Here is a 19,524-nt window from a genome sequence, read left to right as displayed (position 1 = left end):
GCTTGTTGCCGCGCCCGGCCTGTTGTCGTGCGCGGGCTCGTTGTCGCGCTGCGACGGCTAACCGAGGGCAACCCCTGCGCCGTACACTCTCTGCATGGCACAGAAGAAGAGCGCCGGCGGGGTTCCCGGCCGCGGCCCGCGAGCCGATCTGCTGCGTGACCTGGGCGCGGTGGCCCGCCGCTACATGGCGTCGTACGCGCTCTTCAACCAGGCGCTCGCCGACCATCTGGGCCTGCACCCGACGGACTTGCAGTGCCTCAACCTGCTGGGGCTCGAACCTGGTCCCGTCACCACGGGGCGGATCGCCGAGCTGACCGGGCTCACCACCGGCTCCGCCACCCGGCTCGTCGACCGCCTGGAGAAGTCCGGGTACGTGACGCGACGCCGCGACACCGAGGACCGCCGCAGGGTGCTCGTCGAGGTGGTGCCCGAGCGGATGGCGGAGCTCGGCGCCGTCTGGGCCCGGCTCAACGGCGCCTGGTGGGACATGTTCGACGCGTACGAGGACGACGAGATCGCGCTCATCGCCACGCACATGCGCCGCACGATCGCCCTCAGCACCGTCCAGTGCGAACACCTCAGGGGCGGGCTGATCTGATCAACGGTCCGATCTGATTTTGCGTCTCTGATTTTGCGTCAGGCGGTGTTGTGCGACTGGGGATCGGCCCGTCCGAACTCGCGGACGGCCTCGTCGACGATCGCCTCCAGGCTCGCATGGTGGGCCCCGCGCCAGTAGACCCGCTCGCAGGAGCCGCACTCGGCGAAGATCTCGTACGTGCTGCGGGTGCCGGGCTCCAGGCGGTCGCCCACCGACTCCTTGTCGGCCTCGCGCAGCGGCGCGTTGCAGGCGGTGCAGCGCGTCCAGGGCGCGAGGGCGGGCGCGAACCGTCCCAGTACGTCCCGCAGTTGCTCGTCGGTGCGATGGCTGTAGACGTACGCCCCGGCCCACAGCTCCCTGCGGTGCAGCAGCCCCCGGTCCCGCGAGAGCATGACGCGTTGTTCGCGCGCCGAGAGCGCGGCGAGCGCCGGGTCGCCGATGTCCTCGCTCTCGTACGCGGCGTCGACGCCGAGCAGCCTCAACCTCCGTGCCAGCGTGCCGAGATGGACATCGAGCAGGAAGCGGAGGGGAGCGCCCGGCACCGCCTGCGGACGGTCGACGGGGCGCACCTCGACGGTCTCGCCCGCCACCGGGAGGTGCGAGACGGGGACCTCGCGGCCGTCGGCGAGCAGCCGGCCGGCCTCGGTGAGCGGCACGCCCAGCGATTCGACGACATGGCCGAGGGTGGACGCGCCGTCCGTTACGACGGCGCTGCGCCCCTGGCGGCGCTTCGCCGCTACGAAGACGTGCAGCTCAGGGGCGAAGTCGATCTGGATCTCCGGTCCGTTCACGCCGCCAGGATCGCACTGCCGCCGCGCTCCGGCCACGGAATTCATGGCGCACGACGCCGAGGCTTCGTGACGCCGAGCCCACCGATGGCCGGTTAGCGGGTGCGGGCGTGGGTGCGAGTGTGGGTGGGGGTGTGGGTGTGGGCGCGGGCCGTGCGTGGTCGGTCGCGTAATTCCCCGCGCCCCTCAGGGGTACCCGGACCTGGCGAGGCCCGGCCCGCTGCTCCTCAGGGCCGGAAGGCGTCCGCGTTCTCGCCGGCCCAGGACGCGAAGGTGCGGGCCGGGTGGCCGGTGAGCTCGTCGACGTCCTGGGTGACGGCGTCGGGGTGGCCCTCGTGGGAGGCGAAGTAGCCGAGCAGCGCGTCCGCGACGGTCGCGGGCATGAACTCGGCCGTCGACGCCTTCCAGGCCTCGGCGCTCACCGGGTTGACGGTGAGCGGACGCCCGGTGGCCTCGGCGAGCATCGCGACCTGCTGGGCCGCGGTCAGGGACGCGGGGCCGGTGAGGTGGTAGGCGCGGCCGCGCAGTTCGGGCCGGGTGAGGACGGCGAAGGCAGCCTCCGCGATGTCCGCCTCGTGGATCGGGCTCGACTGGGCCTCGGGGTACGGCAGATCCACGGAACCGGCGGACTTCGCTGTCCACGACCAGCCCAGCGCATTGCCCGCGAACGCGCCGGGCCGCAGGAACGTCGCCTCGATGCCGGACCGCTCGATGCCGCGCTCGACGGCGCTGTGCATGGCCGCGATGGCGTTCGTGTCGGCGCCGGGCTCCAGGATCGAGCTGGAGGAGAGCACGGTTATGTGCTGGACGCCTGCGGCCTTCGCGGCGGCGAGGAACGCCTCGATGTGATGGGGGTTGGCGTAGAGGAAGACCGACTCGACGCCGGCCAGGGCGGCCGGGAACGTCGCCGGGTCGTCGAGGTCGCACACCACGCGCTCCACGCCGGCGGGAACGGTCAGCTTGTCGGGGCTCGCGGAGGCCGCACGCACGGCGATGCCGTGCTCGCGCAGGAGCGGGATGAGGGTGGTGGCGACCTTGCCGCGGCTGCCGGTGATCAGAACCGTCATGGTGGAAATACCTTTCGGATCAGGGGAGTTGAGAGGGGGTGCGGAGGTGCGGGGTGGGCGGCGCAGGTGCGTGGCGGAGTACGGGGATCGAGCCTGCGTCATCGAGCCTGCATCGGGGTGCGGTGCGGTGCGGGCGCCCTCGGGACCATACGCTGCATGCTGCAGAAGCTGCGTGACGCAGATAAATATCCTCGCCGGTGCCGCGGACGTCAAGCGCGTATGGCGAGCGTCGAGCGCGCAACGACGGTATTGAGCCCACATCGACGAGCAACGGGGTGCCGGGCAGGGTGCGTCGGCAGGGTGCGCCGGCCAGGGCGGCCCGAGCGGGGGAGCTCGGGCAAGGGCCTCGCCGACCGGAATCCCGCCGGCCGGAATCCCGCCGGCCGGGAGCTCGCGGGCCGGGGGCACTCCCTCTACCCTTCCCGGTATGAAGATCATCGACCTTGAGCCGGGCGACCCGCGTCTGACGGACGACCTGCTGCCGGTACTCAGCGAACTCCGCCCCCACCTCACCGAAGAGCTCTTCGCCGAGATCTACGGCGAGGGGCACGCCCAGGGGCTGCGCTTCACCGCCGCGTACAACGACGACGGAGTCTGTGTGGGCGCCGCCGGGTGGCGGATCGTCGTCAACACCGGTGCGGTGCGCAAGCTGTACGTCGACGACCTGGTCACCGCCGCCGCCGTCCGCTCCACCGGCGTGGGCCACGCCCTCCTCGCACACCTGGAGGGCCACGCAAGAGCCGCGGGCTGCACCTCCCTCAACCTCGACTCGAACACGCACCGCACCGACGCGCACCGCTTCTACTTCCGTGAGCGCATGGCGGTGACCGCCTTCAACTTCAACAAGCCGCTGGACTGACCCCGTCCGGACCGAGCCCGTCCGGACCGACCCCGTCCCCCAGTTCGGTCCACCAGTCGTGAGAGCGGATCGGCGTGCCCGGCGGGTACTCGAACGCGACCTCGCCGGCGCACACGAATCCGGCCCCGCGGCAGGTGGCGTTGGATGCCGCGTGGTCCACGGACGGATAGGCGTGCAGCGTGCGCGGACCGCCGGCGGCGCGGGCCTCGGCCACGACCGCCCGCAGCGCCGCGACGGCCAGGCCGCGGCCCCGGAACTCGGGCAGGATGCCGTACCCCGTCTCGTACGCCTCCGCGCCCTGCGACATGTGGGGCCAGTACCCGACCGATCCGACGGCCTCGCCCGTGTCGGCGAGGACGACCTTGAACATCCGGCCCTCGGTGGCGGGGCGGGCGCTCATGGCGGTGTACCTGGCGTGCCGGGACAGCACCTTCTCCTCGGACTCCGGGCCGCCGAGGTGCTCGGTCATCTCCGGCGCGTTCGATCTGCGCAGCAGGCCGAGATCGCCTGCCGACCAGGCCACCAGGCCGATGCGCGGGGGCAGTTCACGGGTTGTGTCGCTCATGTCCAGAACTGTAGGCGCCGGGTCTGACAATGCCCCTGACCAGGCGTTACGCGGGGGTCGGGTGCCCTTGGTGCTCCGGGCGCCCCGTTCGCCGGGTGAGCCAGTGCAGGGCGCCCGCGTACAGCGTGAGCACGAGGGCGAGCAGCGGGTAGTACGCCAGGGGCAGCGCGGCCATGCCGATCAGCGGGCCGAGCGGCGAGAGCGGCAGGAGCAGGCCGGTCAGCGCGAGGACGCCCGCGGTGGCCGGGACGCCGCCGCCCCGGCCCGTGCGCAGCAGGACCATCACCAGGGCCTGGGTCAGCAGGTTCTCGGTGAACCAGCCGGCGTGGAAGGCGGTTTCGGACCGGGCGTCGCTGACCGCCCAGGCCAGTACCGCGAAGGTCGCGAGGTCGGCGGCGGCGTTCAGCACCCCGAACCCGGTCACGGAGGCGAGGACTTCGCGCGGGCGCAGCTTCAGCGGGTGCCGCAGCGCGCCGGCCCGCGGACACTCGTAGGCGAAGGCCAACTGGGCCGCGTCGAAGCACAGGTTCTGGACGAGGACCTGCGCCGGGAGCATGGGCAGGAACGGCAGCAGCAGACCGGCGGTCAGCATCGCGATGACGTTGCCGAGGTTCGAGGAGAGGGTGATCCGCAGGTATCCGGCGATGGCGGCGCCGCTGCCGCGCCCCGCCATGACGGCATGATCGAGCGAGGTCAGATCCTTCGCCGCGAGGACGACGTCCGCCGCCTCACGGGCCACGTCCACCGCTTCGGGCGGGCAGATGCCGACGTCGCAGGCGCGCAGGGCGGGCAGGTCGTTGACCCCGTCGCCGAGGAATCCCGTGACATGTCCGCGCTCGCGCAGGACGCGCACGATGCGGGCCTTGTGCTCGGGGGAGCAGCGCGCGAAGACCGTACTCCTGTCGGCGAGTCCGCCCAGGTCGGCGTCGCTGAGCGCGTCGGTGGCCGATGCGGTGACCACCTCGCCCGGTGGCAGGCCGAGGTCGCGGCAGGCGCGGGCCGCCGTGCCGGGATGGTCGCCGGTCAGCACCTTCACGGCGATCCCCCTGCGCCGCAGCGCGTCGAGCGCTTCGGCGGCCGTGTCCGCCGAAGCGTCCCGCAGCCCGACCAGGCCGGTGAGGGTCAGGCCGTGCTCGTCGGCGGGGGTGTACGGGCGGGTGGCCGCGGGCCGTTCGGCGCGGGCCACGGCGAGGACGCGGAGCCCGTCGGCGGCCATCCGGTCGGCGAGCGCGGCGATCCGCCGGCGTTCCTCGCCGTCGAGCGCGCACCGCTCAAGGACGCTCTCGGCGGCGCCCTTCACCACCAGGGTGTGGTGTCCGAGCCGGCGCGGGCTCCTGATGACGGCGGTGGACAGGCGGCGTACCGGGTCGAAGGGGAGCGCGGTGACGGGGTCGTACTCCAGGGCGTCCGCCCCGTCGGGGGAGCGGTTCTCCGCCGCGTCGAGGATGGCCTCGTCCAGGGCGTCGGCACTGGGTACTTCTGCGAGGCGCACAGTCCACAGGCTGTTGACGGCGGCCCAGTGCAGCACGGAGTCGTCGGGAGCGCCGCCCGCGCCGAGGGAGCACTCCACGACCGGGCGGTCCTGGGTCAGGGTGCCCGTCTTGTCCAGGCAGACGACGTCGACGGCGCCCAGGTCGTGCAGTGCGGGCAGCCGCTTGACGATCACCTGATGGGTGCGGGCCAGCGCGGACGCGCCGCGCGCGAGCGTGGTCGTCACGATGACCGGCAGCATTTCGGGTGTGAGCCCGACCGCGACGGCCACCGCGAACGGCAGGGTCTCGATGCCGCGGCCGCGGAGCGCCGCGTTGGCCATCAGGACGAGCGGCGGGGTGAGCAGCATGAAGCGGATCAGGATCCAGGAGATGCCGTACACCGACCGGTCGAAGGCGGTCGTGCGCCGGTCGTTCCCGGGCGTCATGTCGGCCGTCGCGAACCGGGTGCCGGCCCCGGTCGCGATCGCCACACCGGTCCCGCTGCCGGAGGCCACGCTGCTGCCCTGGAAGCAGAGTTCGGGCCGGTCGAAGTCGCCGGCCGGATCGGGGGTGTCCGGGGACGGGCCGGTGCCGGGGGCCGCGGACGGGTCGGGGGGCGGAGGTCCGGCCGGCGGCTCGGCTTGGGGCCCGGTCGGTGCTGGCCGCCACGCCGAGGGGTCGTCCACCGGGTACTTGGGGACCGGCAGGGTCTCCCCGGTCAGCGCCGCCTGATGCATCGTCAATCCCGTGGCCCGCAGCAGACGCAGATCCGCCGGTACGAGATCACCCGGCGCGAGGCGTACCACGTCGCCCGGCACGACCTGGTCCACCGGGACCTCGCGCGCCACCGGCGCCGCTTCCCGGGTCGCCCTGCGCAGCACGGTCGCCGTGCCGGCCACCAGCTGCCGCAGCCCCGCCGCCGAACGGTCGGCGCGGTGCTCGCCGGCCGCCCGCAGCCCGCAACTCACCACCACGAGAACCGCGATGACCGCGGCCGTGGCCCACGCGGCGACGAGCGCCGACACCAGCGCGAGCGAGGCGAGTACGGCCGTGAACGGGTCGCGCAGACTGCGCAGAAAAATGATCGGCAGGGACGGAACTCGACGCGCGGGAAGGACGTTTTCCCCATAACGCAGGAGTCGTTTCTCGGCATCGGACTCCACCAGTCCCCGTGGGCTCGTGCCGAGTGAACGCAGCAGCTCCAGCGGAGTGCTCCTTGACAACTGCAGAGAACGCGTACGCGAAAGATGAGCGGGGCGCGACGAAGAGCGCGACGAGAAACCCGCCGAAGACCGCGGAGAACGAGAAGAGCGCGCCGGATGCGGCGGAGTGACCCGCTCAGGCGCCCAGGTCACGGACGAGCCCCGACGGTCCCGGCAGCTTGACGCCCCCGCCCAGCCGCGCGACCAGCCAGCGCACCATCTGGGCCACATCCGGATCGTCCACGAGATAGACCACGCGGCGTCCCTCCCGCCGTGACCGCACGAGTCCCGCGAGCTTCAGCTTCGCCAGATGCTGACTGACGGCCGGCAGCGCACCGCCGACCCTCTCGGCCAGACCCGACACATCGGACTCGCCGTGGCTCAGCGCCCACATGATGTGCAGCCGCGCGGGCGAGGCAAGGAGTCCGAAGACGCCCGCTGCCTCGCCGAGCACCTCGGTCGACGGGTCGATGCCGCTCGTCGTCACCGTCGTCTCCCGTCTTCTCCCCGGCATGGTGGCCGTGCCTGTCGCCCCGGGCAGCCAGTCTAGGGGCGCCGGCTCACAGCGATACGAGAGTCACCTCGGTCGCCTTCACGCTCGACCACACGGTCACGCCCTCCACCAGGGCCAGCTCGGCGGCGGCCTCCGGGGTGATCTCCGCGATCAGATCGGGCGACTCGGCGGACCCGATGAGCACCCGCAGCCTGCTGCCGCTCGCGGTGACCTCGCGGACCGTGCCGGGCCAGACGTTGCGGGGGCTGCCGTCCGGCCGCGTGCGGTGCAGGGACACCGACTCCGGCGTGATGATCGCCAATGCCCTGCTGCCGTCCGGCAGTTGTTCGGCCGCCACGATCCGCCCGCCGCCGGCCAGGAGGAGGCCGTCGGTGGTCGCGGTGCCGGGCCACGCGTTGCGGCCGAGCATGCGGGCCACCCACGGCGAGCGGGGGTGCCGGGTGACCTCGGTGGGTGGCGCGTCCTGAAGGGTGCGGCCGTGATCGAGGACGAGGACACGGTCGGCGAGCGAGAGGGCTTCGACGGGGTCGTGGGTGACGATCAGGCAGACGCCGGTGAAGCCCGCCAGGTGGGTGCGCAGCGTGTGGCGGACGCGGGCGCGGGTGGTCTGGTCCAGGGCCGCCAGGGGTTCGTCGAGCAGGAGCAGGCGCGGCCGGGCGGCGAGCGCCCGCGCGAGCGCCACGCGCTGGGCCTGGCCGCCGGAGAGCTGGGCGGGCTTGCGCTGGGCGAGGTGGCCGACGCCCAGGCGGTCGAGCCAGTGCTGGGCTGTTGCGCGTGCCTCGGCGCGCGAAGTGCCCTGGGCGCGCAGCCCGTACGCCGTGTTCGTGAGCGCGGTGAGATGAGGGAACAGGGCGCCGTCCTGCGGCACCCAGGCGACGCCGCGCTTGTGGGGCGGCAGGGCGGTGACGTCGAGGTCGCCCAGGCGCAGCTCGGCATGGGCGCGCGGGGTGAGGCCCAGCAGGGCCCGCAGCAGGGTGGTCTTGCCGGCGCCGTTCTCGCCGACGACGGCGATGGTGGTGCCGGGGTCGGCGTCGAGCGTCAGCTGATTGAACCCGGTCACCTCGGCCCGCAGGGGCCAACTCGCCTTGAATGGCGCCGAGTTGGTGCCATCGAGGGGGCTGCCGGAGCGGCCGGAATCGTCAGAGCCGTCAGAGCCGTCAGGGCCGTCAGGGCCGTCAGAGCCGTCAGAGCCGTCGGAATCGTCGGGGCCGTCGGGGCCGTCGGGGTCATCAGGGCCGCCGGGACGGAGCGGGTCGCCGGGGGCGGTCGGGGTCGTCCGTCCCGGGGCGTTCGGGTCCGAGGCGGGGGCGGCGTCGGTGTCCGTGGGTGCGGCCGTGGCGGGCGCGCCGCTGCGGACCGACGCGGCGCCGGTCCAGCGGCCGCGCAGCGCCACCAGGACCGCCATCGCGATGGCGAGGAGGAGCAGGGAGACCGAGGTCGCCGCCTCGGGGGAGTCCTGGAGCAGGAGATAGACCTGGAGCGGCAGGGTCTGGGTGGTGCCGGGAAGGTTGCCGGCGAAGGTGATGGTGGCGCCGAACTCGCCGAGCGCGCGGGCCCAGGTGAGCGCCGCGCCCGCGGCGAGGCCGGGCGCGACCATGGGCAGCGTCACCGTGAGGAAGACACGGACCGGGGAGGCGCCGAGCGAGGCGGCGGTCTCCTCGTAGCGGGGACGAAGGCCGCCCAGCGCGCCCTCCAGGCTGATGACGAGGAACGGCATCGCGACGAAGGTGGCCGCCACCACGGCGCCGGAGGTGTGGAACGGCAGCGTGATCCCGAAGGTGTTCTCCAGCCACGGCCCGAGCAGTCCGCGCCGCCCGAAGCCGAGCAGCAGGGCGACGCCGCCCACCGTGGGCGGCAGCACCATCGGGAGCAGCACCAGGGAGCGCACCAGGGCCTTGCCGGGGAAGTCGACGCGGGCCAGCAGCCAGGCCAGCGGCACGCCGAGAAGGAGGGAGAGGCCGAGCGCCCAGAAGGAGACGACGAGCGAGAGCCGGAGCGCCTCGGTGACCTCGGGGCTCGTCAGGTCACCGCCGAGTTCGCCCCAGGAGGTGCGGGCCAGCACACCGAGGAGCGGCATCAGCAGGAACGCGATGGCGAGCAGCGCGGGCAGCGCAAGCGCGACGGGCGGGCGTGGGCGGCGGGAGCGACTGCGCGTCATGGGGTTCCCCGGAGTCCTGATGGCGGGGCCCGCCCGCCCGCTGCGGACGGGCGGCGAACGGGCGGGCCCCGCAAGGGAGATGGAGCTGGAGCGGCCAGGGGAGCGGGCCGGTTACGGCTTCTGGAAGCCCGCGTCCGCGAGGATCTTCTGGGCCTCGGGGGAGGACAGCCACTTCACGAACGCGGCGGCGGCGTCGGCGTTCTTCGACGTCTTGAGGGTGGCGGCGGGGTACTGGGCCACGGCGTTCTGCGCGTCGGGGATGTCGACGGTGTCGACCTTGCCCTTGGCGGAGGCGGCATCGGTCTTGTAGACGATGCCGGCGTCGGCCTCGCCCAGTTCCACCTTGGACAGCACGGCGCGGACGTTGGGCTCCTGGGAGACCGGCTTCACCGTGAGGTGCTGCGCGTCGAGAACCTGCTTGCTGTAGCGGCCGACGGGAACCTCGGGGGCCGCGAGGACGACCTTCAGGTTGGTGTCGGACAGGTTCTTGAGGCCCTCGACCTTCTTCGGGTTGCCCTTGTCGGTTGCGATGACCAGACGGTTCTTGGCGATGATCGACGAGTCGTTCACATCGGCCTTGAGGCCGTCCATGGTCTTGGTGTCGGCGGTCACCAGGGCGTCGGCGGGAGCGCCCTGCTTGACCTGGGCTGCGAGCTCCTGCGAACCGGCGAAGGAGAACGTCACCTTGGTGCCCGGGTGCTCCTTCTCGTAGGCGGCACCGGCCGCCTTGAAGACGTCCGTGAGCGAGGACGCGGCGAGCACGGTCAGCTGCGCGGCCTTCGGGGTGGAGGCGGCGCTGCCGGACGGCGAGGCGGTCGTGCCGCTCCCGCTGTCCTTGTCGCTGCCGCAGGCCGCGGCGAGCGGGATGAGCAGGGCGGCGGAGACGACGGCCGCGGCGGCGCGGCGGCGCTGTGCGCTGAGAGCCATGACGGACATGGGTGGAGCTCCTTCGGATGCTTGACGAGCCGCGCCGGGAGGTGAGGGCTTCCCCTGACCGGATCTCCGTTGCCGGATGCCCGTGGAAGCGGGGGGAAGGGGCGACGCCGCGGGGACGTACGTGACTGGCCTGTTCTCGACCTAGGTGCGGTCGATGTGCACGTTGGTGGATTTCACGCGTGCGATGGCCTGCATGCCCACCTCAAGGCCCAGCTCTTCGACGGCCTCCCGGGTCAGGAGGGAGACCAGGCGGTGCGGGCCGGCCTGGATCTCGACCTGGGCGGCGACGTCACCGAGCTTGACGGCGGTGACGATGCCGGGGAAGGCGTTGCGGGCGGAGGTGTAGGGCACCTCCTCCTCGCCGTTGGAGGACTGGCCGACCTCGATGGAGAAAGCGGCCAGGTCCCGCCCGTCGATGAGTCGGCGGCCGCCTTCGTCACGATGGGTCGTGACGCGGCCGCCGTCGGCCCAGCGGCGCACGGTGTCGGGGCTGACGCCGAGCAGACGCGCTGCCTGGCCGATGGTGTAGGACTGCATGTGCGACAAGATAGGCGCCTTCACGCCGCATATACAAAGAGTCCGTCGGAAAGTACACCGCACTTGAGGGCCCGAATGGACGAAGGTCCAAGCCGGTCGCCAAGCGGTTCGCCCGTCCCCTCGCCCAGCCCCTCACCAAACCCCTCGGCCGGGCCCTCGCCGCGCCCCTCGGGGCGTTCCCGCAGGCCGGGCGCCTGCGGCTCGGTAGCGCCGCTGGGGCGACCGTACGGCGGACGGCTCCGGAGGGTCAGGGCCAGACCAGGCAGTACGGCTGGTGCCCCGCCTCGTGCAGCCGGTGCGAGAAGTCCTGCCATTCGTGCAGGAGTTGGTACACGTTGTAGGCGTCACGCGGGCCGCCGCGGTCGGGGACCGTGGACCAGATGAAGGCGGCGGCGCCCACCGATTCCTCCCCGACGCCGCGCAGCGGGTCGACGACCGTCATGGGGAGCTTGACCACCGCGTAGTCGGGGTGGAGCACGACGAGTTCCAGGGGTGGGACCTTGTGCAGGGGTATGCCCTGAATGCCGGTGAGGACCATCGCGGCCATCGTCTCCGGCTTGATCTTGGTGAACATGCCGCCCATGCCCAGTTCGTCACCGCCGAGTTCCTCGGGGCGCATGGTGACGGGCACCCGGGCGGCCGTCGCGCCGTCCGGCGCGCCGAAGTACTTGTAGGTCACCCCCATCCGGCCACTTCCGTTCCCCGCCCCTGCGGCGTTCCCCGCTCCTGCGGCGCCAGCGACCCGGTCGAGCCGGTCCTGGGCGTCGCGTCGCCGGTGCCGTCCCCGACGGTGGGCGCGCTCGGGACCCCGGTCGTCGGTCCCTTCGCCCAGTCCGCCACCGCGATGCATATCCTTCACCCGACTGCTTGTAGCCCGACTGCTTTGTATGCGGCGCGCGCCCCACCGCGCAACCCGATCATCCGCCGATGCAACTCGATCATCTGCGGATCATCGTGTCACTGACCTCCCCAGCGCGGGTGCGGTGAAACACCGGTCCGCAAGAACGTCCGGGCCTCTGCCACCATGGCGGGTGTGAGCTATCCGTACGAATACGACGCCCCAGTTTCGCAGAACCTCTTCGACCGTGCGTCCGCCGTGACGCCCGGCGGTGTGAACTCCCCCGTCCGAGCCTTCCGGGCCGTGGGCGGTACGCCCCGGTTCATGGTGTCCGGTACGGGGCCCTACCTGACCGATGCCGACGGGCGCGAATACGTCGACCTGGTGTGCTCGTGGGGCCCGATGATCCTCGGGCACGCGCACCCCGAGGTCGTCGCAGCCGCGCAGGAGGCCGTCGCCCGCGGCACCTCCTTCGGCACGCCCGGCGAGGGAGAGGTCGCGCTCGCCGAGGAGATCGTGGCCCGGATCGAGCCGGTCGAGCAGGTCCGTCTGGTGTCCTCGGGCACCGAGGCGACCATGTCCGCGATCCGCCTGGCCCGCGGCTTCACGGGCCGCGCCAAGGTGATCAAGTTCGCCGGCTGCTACCACGGTCATGTGGACGCGCTGCTCGCCGCCGCCGGTTCCGGGGTCGCCACCTTCGGCCTTCCCGACACCCCCGGGGTGACCGGCGCCCAGGCCGGCGACACGATCGTGCTGCCCTACAACGACCTGGACGCGGTGCACGCGGCGTTCCACGCCAACCCGGGCGAGATCGCCTGTGTGATCACCGAGGCCTCGCCCGGCAACATGGGCGTCGTCCCGCCCGCCGACGGCTTCAACGCCGGTCTCAAGGCGGCCTGTGCCAAGAACGGCGCGCTCTACATCTCCGACGAGGTGATGACCGGTTTCCGTACCTCGAAGGCGGGCTGGTTCGGGATCGACGGCGTCACGCCGGACCTCATGACGTTCGGCAAGGTCATGGGCGGCGGCTTCCCGGCCGCGGCGTTCGGCGGCCGCGCCGATGTGATGGGCCACCTCGCTCCGGCGGGCCCCGTCTACCAGGCGGGCACCCTGTCGGGGAACCCGATCGCCACCGCCGCGGGCCTCGCCCAGCTGCGGCTGCTCGACGACGCGGCGTACGTGAAGGTCGACGCCGTCTCGCGGGAGATCCAGGGGCTCGTCACCGGCGCGCTCAGCAAGGAGGGCGTGGCCCACCGGCTGCAGACGGCGAGCAACATGTTCTCCGTCTTCTTCACGGCCGACGAGGTCCGCAACTACGACGACGCGAAGAAGCAGGAGTCCTTCCGCTTCAACGGGTTCTTCCACTCGATGCTGTCGCAGGGCGTCTATCTGCCGCCCTCGGCGTTCGAGTCCTGGTTCGTGTCGACCGCCCACGACGAGCGCGCGATCGAGCGCATCGCGGCTGCGCTGCCCGCAGCGGCCCGCGCCGCAGCGGAGGCCACGGCATGAGCGAGAACACCGCAGGAAACGAACTGACCGTGGTTCACCTGATGCGCCACGGCGAGGTGCACAACCCGGACGGCGTGCTCTACGGGCGCCGCCCCGGCTACCACCTCTCGGAACTCGGCCGCGAGATGGCCGACCGGGTCGCCGAGCACCTGGCCGGCCGCGACATCACCCATGTCGTCGCCTCCCCGCTGGAGCGCGCCCAGGAGACGGCCACCCCGATCGCCAAGGCGCACGGCCTCGACCTGGGCACCGACCCGCGTCTGATCGAGGCGGGCAACGTCTTCGAGGGCAAGACCTTCGGAGTAGGTGACGGCGCCCTGCGCAAGCCCGCCAACTGGAAGCACCTGACCAACCCGTTCCGCCCGTCGTGGGGCGAGCCCTACGTCGAGCAGGTCGTCCGGATGATGGGCGCGCTCGACGCGGCGCGGGACGCGGCCCGCGGCCACGAGGCGGTGTGCGTCAGTCACCAGCTGCCGATCTGGATCCTGCGTAGCTTCGTCGAGAAGCGACGCCTGTGGCACGACCCCCGCAAGCGGCAGTGCACGCTGGCCTCGCTGACCAGCTTCACCTATCAGGGCGACCGGATCGTGTCCGTGGGCTACAGCGAACCCGCGCGCGATCTCGTACCGGCGCATCTGCTGGCCGGCGCCAAGCCGGTCAAGGGCACGTCGAAGGCCTTCGGCGCCTGACGTCCGCGGCCGGCCGGAGTGCTCCGGCCGGCCCGCCGGACCACCCCGTCCGCCCCGGTGTTCACGCGATCCCCACCCCCCGCCCCCTCGACCCGCACTCCTCATCTCGTACGGTTTACGAAGATTTGTGCGAGCTGTGGGGAACCACCCCGGTTTCTCCTGGCATCTCACACATCGCCCAACTGCGGTGACGCGCTTGGGTTCGAGGACGACGAGACGACGGTGCGACGCGATGGGAACGGACGGGCGTATGCGGGAGAACGGACGGAACTTCAGCCGAAGGGGCATGCTGGGACTGGGACTGGGAGCCGCCACGGCGGCCGGCCTCGCCGGATGCGGCAGTTCGGGCGGCAGCGGCTCGGGCGGCGACAGCGGCAAGGGCGACAAGGGCGGCGATCCGGCCGCCAAGAAGGCCGACGCCAAACTGATAGGCGACGGTTCCACCGCCGACACCGGCAAGCAGCCGCACCAGCCCGACAAGCCCGTCCCGCTCCAGCCCGGCGAGACCCCGCCGCAGTTCGTCATCTTCTCCTGGGACGGCGCGGGCGAGGTCGGCAACGGCCTGTTCCCCCGCTTCCTCCAGCTCGCCAAGGACCACGGCGCGGGGATGACGTTCTTCCTCTCCGGCCTGTATCTGCTGCCCGAGGCCAAGAAGCGCCTCTACCGGCCGCCGAACAACGCCGTCGGCGCCTCCGACATCGGCTACCTCTCCGACCCGCACATCAAGGAGACGCTGAAGTACGTCCGCCAGGCCTGGACCGACGGCCACGAGATAGGCACGCACTTCAACGGTCACTTCTGCACCGGACGCGGCACGGTCGAGCACTGGACCGCCGCCCAGTGGCAGAGCGAGATAGACCAGGCGATCGACTTCGTCACCCAGTGGAAGACCAACACCGGCTGGACGGACGAGGACCCGCTCCCGTTCGACTACAAGCGCGAACTCGCCGGCGGCCGCACCCCCTGTCTGCTCGGCCAGGACAACCTGCTGCCCACCGCGCAGAAGCTGGGCTGGCGCTACGACGCCTCCTCGCCCGGCGGCACCCAGGTGTGGCCGGTCAAGCGGCACGGCCTGTGGGACCTGCCGCTCCAGCAAATACCCTTCCCCGGGCACTCGTTCCAGGTCCTGTCGATGGACTACAACATCCTCGCCAACCAGTCCAAGAATTCGACCAAGGCGCCGCCGGCCAACTACCCGGGCTGGCGCAAGCAGGCCACCGAGGCATATCTCGCCGGATTCAAGCGCGCCTACGAATCCAATCGCGCGCCGTTCTACATCGGAAACCACTTCGAACAGTGGAACGGTGGCATCTACATGGACGCCGTCGAAGAGGCCTTCAAGGGCATCGTGGCGCAGCGGGACGCGAAGAAGGATGTGAGGCTCGTCTCCTTCAAGCAGTACTGCGACTGGCTCGACGTACAGGACCCGAAGGTGCTCGCCAAGCTCCGTACGCTGGGCGTGGGGCAGGCTCCTGCCGGTGGCTGGAACACGTTCATGAAGTCCGTTTAGGCCTTCCTGACAAGGGGCTTTACGGGCATGCAGGGGGGCGCGCAAGATCCCCGAATCCGCCATGCGAAACTTTTCACATGTCCGTGAGTCCTGCTTTCCGACGCCGTCGCACCCTGACGCTGGCCGCGGCTGCCGTGGCCGCCGGTGCGCTGACCCTGACGGCCTGCGGTTCCGGTGGTACGTCCGGTGGTTCCGGTGACACGAAGTTCGTCACCGGCACCGGCGGCATCGCCACCGTGGCCCGGGGGAACCGCCAGGCGGCCCCCGAGCTGTCCGGTGCGACCGTCGACGGCAAGCAGCTCGACGTCGCGTCCCTCAAGGGCAAGATCGTCGTGCTGAATGTGTGGGGTTCCTGGTGCGCCCCGTGCCGGGCCGAGGCGCCGTATCTGGCCAAGGTCTCCAAGGAGACGAAGGCCAAGGGGGTCGAGTTCGTCGGGATCAATACCCGCGACACGGACAAGGGCCCGGCCCAGCAGTTCGAGAAGGAATTCGGCGTCGACTATCCGAGCCTGTACGACCCGATCGGCAAGCTCATTCTGCGTTTCCCGAAGGGCAGCCTGAATCCGCAGGCCATTCCGTCGACGATCGTCCTCGACCGGAACGGAAAGATCGCCGGCCGCGCCCTCATGGCACTCGACGACACCAAACTGCACCAGATGATCGACCCGCTGATCGCGGAGAAGTGATCGCGTGATGGCACTGGCCGCCGTCGGCTCGATGAACGAGACGGTCTTCAGCGGGGCCCTTCTCGTGGCCCTGCCGGTCGCCGTGCTCGGCGGCCTCGTCTCGTTCTTCTCGCCCTGCGTACTGCCCCTGGTCCCCGGCTACCTCTCGTACGTCACCGGGGTCACCGGCACCGACCTGGCCGAGGCGCGGCGCGGCCGGATGGTCGCGGGCGCCAGCCTGTTCGTCCTCGGCTTCACCGCGGTCTTCGTCTCCGGCGGCGCCCTGTTCGGCTACTTCGGCAAGAACCTCCAGGACTACGGCGACACGCTCTCGAAGGTCCTCGGCGTCCTGATGATCCTCATGGGCGTCTTCTTCATGGGCCTCATGCCGTGGATGACCCAGCGCGAATTCCGCGTCCACAAGCGGCCGGTGACCGGTCTCGCCGGAGCGCCGCTGCTCGGCGCGCTGTTCGGCATCGGCTGGACGCCGTGCCTGGGCCCCACGCTCACCTCGGTCAACGCGCTGGCGATGGACCAGGCGAGTGCCGGCCGCGGGGCGATACTGACGGTCGCGTACTGTCTCGGCCTCGGGCTGCCGTTCGTGCTCGCGGCGGTCGCCTTCCGCAAGGCGCTCGGCGCCTTCGGCTGGGTCAAGAAGCACTACGTATGGGTGATGCGGATCGGCGGCGGCATGATGATCGTGACCGGCGTGCTGCTGCTCACCGGCGCTTGGGCGGAGCTCGTCCAGCAGGTACAGGGCTGGTCCCAAGGCTTTCAGGTGGGTGTCTGACGCATGAGCAAGACCGAATCGACTCCGGAGCCCGACCTCGGCGAGGCCGGGGCACAGCTCTCCACCGCCCCCACCGAGGAACGGTCCAACGGACCCGTCGGCATCGGCGTCATCGGCTGGTTCCGCTGGTTCTGGCGGCAGCTGACGTCGATGCGGGTCGCCCTCATCCTGCTGTTCCTGCTGTCGCTCGGCGCCATCCCCGGCTCGCTGATCCCGCAGACCAGCGTCGACGAGATGAAGGTCGCCGACTTCCAGAAGCGGCACGACACCCTCACGCCGATCTACGAGAAGCTCGGCCTGTTCCACGTCTACAGCTCGGTGTGGTTCTCCGCGATCTACATCCTGCTGTTCGTCTCGCTCATCGGCTGCATCGTGCCGCGCACCTGGCAGTTCGTCGGCCAGCTGCGCGGACTCCCGCCGGCCGCTCCCGGCCGCCTGACCCGGCTGCCCGCGTACACGACGTGGCGCACCGACGCCGAGCCCGAGCAGGTCCGCGAGGCCGCGCTCGCGATGCTCAAGAAGCGCCGCTTCCGCTCCCGGATCAGCGGTGACGCCGTCGCCGCGGAGAAGGGCTATCTGCGCGAAGCCGGCAACCTGATCTTCCACGTCTCGCTGATCGTGATCCTGGTGGCGTTCGCCACCGGCCAGCTCTTCAAGTCCGAGGGCGGCAAGCTCATCGTGCAGGGCGACGGGTTCTCCAACACCCTCACCCAGTACGACGACTTCCGCTCGGGCTCGCTCTTCGACACCGAGGACTTGGCGCCCTTCAGCTTCACCCTGGACCGCTTCGACGCGTCGTACGAGCGCAGCGGCCCCGAGCTGGGTACGGCCCGGGAGTTCAAGGCGCACCTGACGTACGCCGAGGGCGCCCAGGGCCGGTCGCAGCAGAAGACCGTCGAGGTCAACAAGCCCCTCGTGGTCGACGGCTCGAAGGTCTACCTGCTCTCGCACGGCTACGCGCCGTCGGTCACCGTGAAGGACGGCAAGGGCAACGTCGTCTTCCACGGCGCCACGCCGCTGCTGCCGATGGACAACAACCTGACCTCGAGCGGCGCCATCAAGGTGCTCGACGGTTACCGCGACGCCAAGGGCAACAAGGACCAGCTCGGCTTCGCCGCGTTCTTCGTGCCCACGTTCGGCGGCAAGGGCACCGGCGCGACCCAGATGTTCTCGAAGTTCCCCGCGCCCGACTTCCCGGTGCTCAACATCGGCGCCTACCACGGCGACCTCGGGGTCAACTCGGGGCTGCCGCAGAACGTGTACCAGCTGAACACCAGCAGCCCCTCGATCAAGCCCTTCAAGGACGACCAGGGCAAGATCCTCAAAAAGCTGCTGCTGCCGGGCGAAAGCCTCCAACTCCCCGACGGCGCCGGGTCGATCACCTTCGACAAGGGCCCCATCAAGCAGTGGGCGAGCTTCCAGATCTCCCACCAGCCCGGCAACGGTCTCGCCCTCACCGGCGCGATCGGCGCCATCGCGGGACTCGCCGGCTCGCTGTTCATCCAGCGGCGCCGGATCTGGGTCCGGGCCGTCCGGGGCGACGACGGAGTGACCGTCGTCGAGATGGCCGGGCTCGGCCGCAGCGAGTCCGCGAAGCTTCCCGAGGAGCTGGCCGATCTCGCGGTCACGCTCATCCCGCAGGCGCCGACCGCGCCGGATCCCGAACCCGAACCGTCAGTCGTTCCTGCCGAAGGGGCTGAGAAGTGAATCTCGCCGCCACCACCAATGAGAGCCTGGCGCACACCAGCAACTACCTCATCTACTCCGCGATGGCCGTGTACCTGCTGGCCTTCTTCGCCAACATGGCCGAGTGGCTCTTCGGCAGCCGCAGCAAGGTCGCCCGTACGGCGGCCGCGCTGACCGGTACCGGTCAGCAGGCCAAGGACGCGGGCACCGTGAAGGTCGAGGTCGCCACGAAGAACGGTGGCACCGCGGTCCTGGAGCGCCCCAAGGTCGTGACCCGCTCGGTCGCCGGAACGCGTGACGTGCCGGACGGACCCGGCGCTTCGGGCGGAGACGAGAAGGGTGACCTCTACGGCCGCATCGCCGTCTCCCTGACGGTGCTCGGCTTCCTCATCGAGTTCTGCGGTGTGCTCGCTCGCGCGCTGTCCGTGCAGCGGGCGCCGTGGGGCAACATGTACGAGTTCAACCTGACCTTCTCCACGGTCGCGGTCGGCGTGTACCTGGCGCTGCTCGCCCTGAAGAAGAACGTCGGCTGGCTCGGCCTCCCGCTGGTCACCACGGTCCTGCTCGACCTCGGCCTCGCCGTCACCGTGCTGTACACCGCGAGCGACCAGCTGGTGCCGGCGCTCCACTCGTACTGGCTGTGGATCCACGTCTCCACCGCGATCTTCTGTGGCGCGGTGTTCTACGTGGGCGCGGTCGCCACGATCCTGTACCTCTTCCGCGACCGGTACGAGGCGAAGCTCGCCGAGGGCGGCAAGCCGGGCACGTTCGCGACGTCGGTCATGGAGCGTCTGCCCGCCGCGTCCTCGCTCGACAAGTTCGCCTACCGCGTGAACGCGGCGGTCTTCCCGCTGTGGACGTTCACGATCATCGCGGGCGCGATCTGGGCGGGCGACGCGTGGGGCCGCTACTGGGGCTGGGACCCGAAGGAGACCTGGTCCTTCATCACGTGGGTCGCGTACGCCTGCTACCTGCACGCACGCGCCACGGCCGGCTGGAAGGGCCGCAAGGCGGCGACGCTCGCGCTGATCGCGTTCGGGTGCTGGCTGTTCAACTACTACGGCGTGAACATCTTCGTCAACGGCAAGCACTCCTACGCCGGCGTCTGATCGGTTGTAGGTGCGCGGCACGGCTGGGGCGG

The 19,524-nt window shown here is 71.1% G+C and carries 18 protein-coding genes; 9 read left to right on the top strand and 9 right to left on the bottom strand.

Annotated elements, in window-relative coordinates; translation table 11 throughout:
• The first annotated feature begins 94 nt into the window (after positions 1 to 94).
• Positions 95 to 598 (top strand): MarR family winged helix-turn-helix transcriptional regulator, encoded by a 504-nt coding sequence (locus OG432_RS13750; RefSeq protein ID WP_328311216.1) that lies wholly within the window; start codon positions 95 to 97, stop codon positions 596 to 598.
• Between the two features lie 38 nt (positions 599 to 636).
• Here OG432_RS13750 and OG432_RS13745 read toward each other — a convergent pair whose 3' ends face one another.
• Both OG432_RS13745 and OG432_RS13740 read right to left on the bottom strand, forming a co-directional pair.
• On the bottom strand, positions 637 to 1,389 hold the full coding sequence (locus tag OG432_RS13745; protein ID WP_328311214.1) for a Mut7-C RNAse domain-containing protein: 753 nt from the start codon (positions 1,387 to 1,389) through the stop codon (positions 637 to 639).
• A 224-nt stretch (positions 1,390 to 1,613) separates the two neighbouring features.
• Positions 1,614 to 2,453 carry an NAD(P)H-binding protein gene (locus OG432_RS13740; protein ID WP_328311212.1) on the bottom strand — a complete coding sequence of 280 codons (840 nt, stop codon included), beginning with the start codon at positions 2,451 to 2,453 and terminating at the stop codon, positions 1,614 to 1,616.
• Positions 2,454 to 2,880: 427 nt separating this feature from the next.
• On the opposite strand from OG432_RS13740, the gene OG432_RS13735 reads away from it, so the two are divergent.
• Positions 2,881 to 3,312 carry a GNAT family N-acetyltransferase gene (locus OG432_RS13735; protein ID WP_328311210.1) on the top strand — a complete coding sequence of 144 codons (432 nt, stop codon included), beginning with the start codon at positions 2,881 to 2,883 and terminating at the stop codon, positions 3,310 to 3,312.
• On the opposite strand, the gene OG432_RS13730 is transcribed toward OG432_RS13735, so the two are convergent.
• The 7 genes from OG432_RS13730 to OG432_RS13700 form a co-directional block, all read right to left on the bottom strand.
• Positions 3,293 to 3,877: a GNAT family N-acetyltransferase gene (locus OG432_RS13730; protein WP_328311208.1), complete on the bottom strand. Its 585-nt coding sequence runs from the start codon at positions 3,875 to 3,877 to the stop codon at positions 3,293 to 3,295. The genes OG432_RS13735 and OG432_RS13730 overlap by 20 nt on opposite strands.
• 46 nt (positions 3,878 to 3,923) lie before the next feature.
• Entirely contained in the window at positions 3,924 to 6,572 is a 2,649-nt protein-coding gene (gene mgtA / locus OG432_RS13725; RefSeq protein ID WP_443058384.1) for a magnesium-translocating P-type ATPase, read from the bottom strand.
• A gap of 115 nt (positions 6,573 to 6,687) precedes the next feature.
• Positions 6,688 to 7,065 carry an ArsR/SmtB family transcription factor gene (locus tag OG432_RS13720; protein WP_328311206.1) on the bottom strand — a complete coding sequence of 126 codons (378 nt, stop codon included), beginning with the start codon at positions 7,063 to 7,065 and terminating at the stop codon, positions 6,688 to 6,690.
• A gap of 46 nt (positions 7,066 to 7,111) precedes the next feature.
• A complete protein-coding gene (locus tag OG432_RS13715) occupies positions 7,112 to 9,223 on the bottom strand; it encodes an ABC transporter permease (RefSeq protein WP_328311204.1) in 2,112 nt (703 codons plus the stop codon).
• 111 nt (positions 9,224 to 9,334) lie between these two features.
• The gene (modA, locus tag OG432_RS13710) at positions 9,335 to 10,150 is read right to left on the bottom strand and encodes a molybdate ABC transporter substrate-binding protein (RefSeq protein ID WP_328315098.1); all 816 of its coding nucleotides are present in this window, start codon (positions 10,148 to 10,150) and stop codon (positions 9,335 to 9,337) included.
• 150 nt (positions 10,151 to 10,300) lie between these two features.
• A complete protein-coding gene (locus OG432_RS13705; protein WP_267055710.1) occupies positions 10,301 to 10,696 on the bottom strand; it encodes a TOBE domain-containing protein in 396 nt (131 codons plus the stop codon).
• A gap of 247 nt (positions 10,697 to 10,943) precedes the next feature.
• Positions 10,944 to 11,546 carry a hypothetical protein gene (locus tag OG432_RS13700; protein WP_328315097.1) on the bottom strand — a complete coding sequence of 201 codons (603 nt, stop codon included), beginning with the start codon at positions 11,544 to 11,546 and terminating at the stop codon, positions 10,944 to 10,946.
• Between the two features lie 174 nt (positions 11,547 to 11,720).
• On the opposite strand from OG432_RS13700, the gene hemL reads away from it, so the two are divergent.
• The 7 genes from hemL (at position 11,721) to ccsB (ending at position 19,492) form a co-directional block, all read left to right on the top strand.
• Entirely contained in the window at positions 11,721 to 13,043 is a 1,323-nt protein-coding gene (gene hemL, locus OG432_RS13695; RefSeq protein WP_328311199.1) for a glutamate-1-semialdehyde 2,1-aminomutase, read from the top strand.
• On the top strand, positions 13,040 to 13,732 hold the full coding sequence (locus OG432_RS13690; protein WP_328311197.1) for a histidine phosphatase family protein: 693 nt from the start codon (positions 13,040 to 13,042) through the stop codon (positions 13,730 to 13,732). The genes hemL and OG432_RS13690 overlap by 4 nt, the downstream gene beginning before the upstream one ends.
• Before the next feature lie 286 nt (positions 13,733 to 14,018).
• Positions 14,019 to 15,242, top strand: a complete 1,224-nt coding sequence (locus tag OG432_RS13685) for a hypothetical protein (RefSeq protein WP_328311195.1) — start codon at positions 14,019 to 14,021, stop codon at positions 15,240 to 15,242.
• A 77-nt stretch (positions 15,243 to 15,319) separates the two neighbouring features.
• Positions 15,320 to 15,928 (top strand): TlpA family protein disulfide reductase, encoded by a 609-nt coding sequence (locus OG432_RS13680; RefSeq protein ID WP_328311193.1) that lies wholly within the window; start codon positions 15,320 to 15,322, stop codon positions 15,926 to 15,928.
• 7 nt (positions 15,929 to 15,935) lie between these two features.
• A complete protein-coding gene (locus OG432_RS13675; RefSeq protein WP_443058572.1) occupies positions 15,936 to 16,697 on the top strand; it encodes a cytochrome c biogenesis CcdA family protein in 762 nt (253 codons plus the stop codon).
• A 3-nt stretch (positions 16,698 to 16,700) separates the two neighbouring features.
• A complete protein-coding gene (resB, locus tag OG432_RS13670; RefSeq protein WP_328311191.1) occupies positions 16,701 to 18,404 on the top strand; it encodes a cytochrome c biogenesis protein ResB in 1,704 nt (567 codons plus the stop codon).
• Positions 18,401 to 19,492, top strand: a complete 1,092-nt coding sequence (ccsB, locus tag OG432_RS13665; protein ID WP_328311189.1) for a c-type cytochrome biogenesis protein CcsB — start codon at positions 18,401 to 18,403, stop codon at positions 19,490 to 19,492. The genes resB and ccsB overlap by 4 nt, the downstream gene beginning before the upstream one ends.
• Positions 19,493 to 19,524 lie beyond the last annotated feature (32 nt).

Source organism: Streptomyces sp. NBC_00442, from assembly GCF_036014195.1.
Lineage (GTDB): Bacteria > Actinomycetota > Actinomycetes > Streptomycetales > Streptomycetaceae > Streptomyces.
Note: the sequence above shows the minus strand (reverse complement) of the source record. Positions and strands in the feature narration are given on the sequence as shown.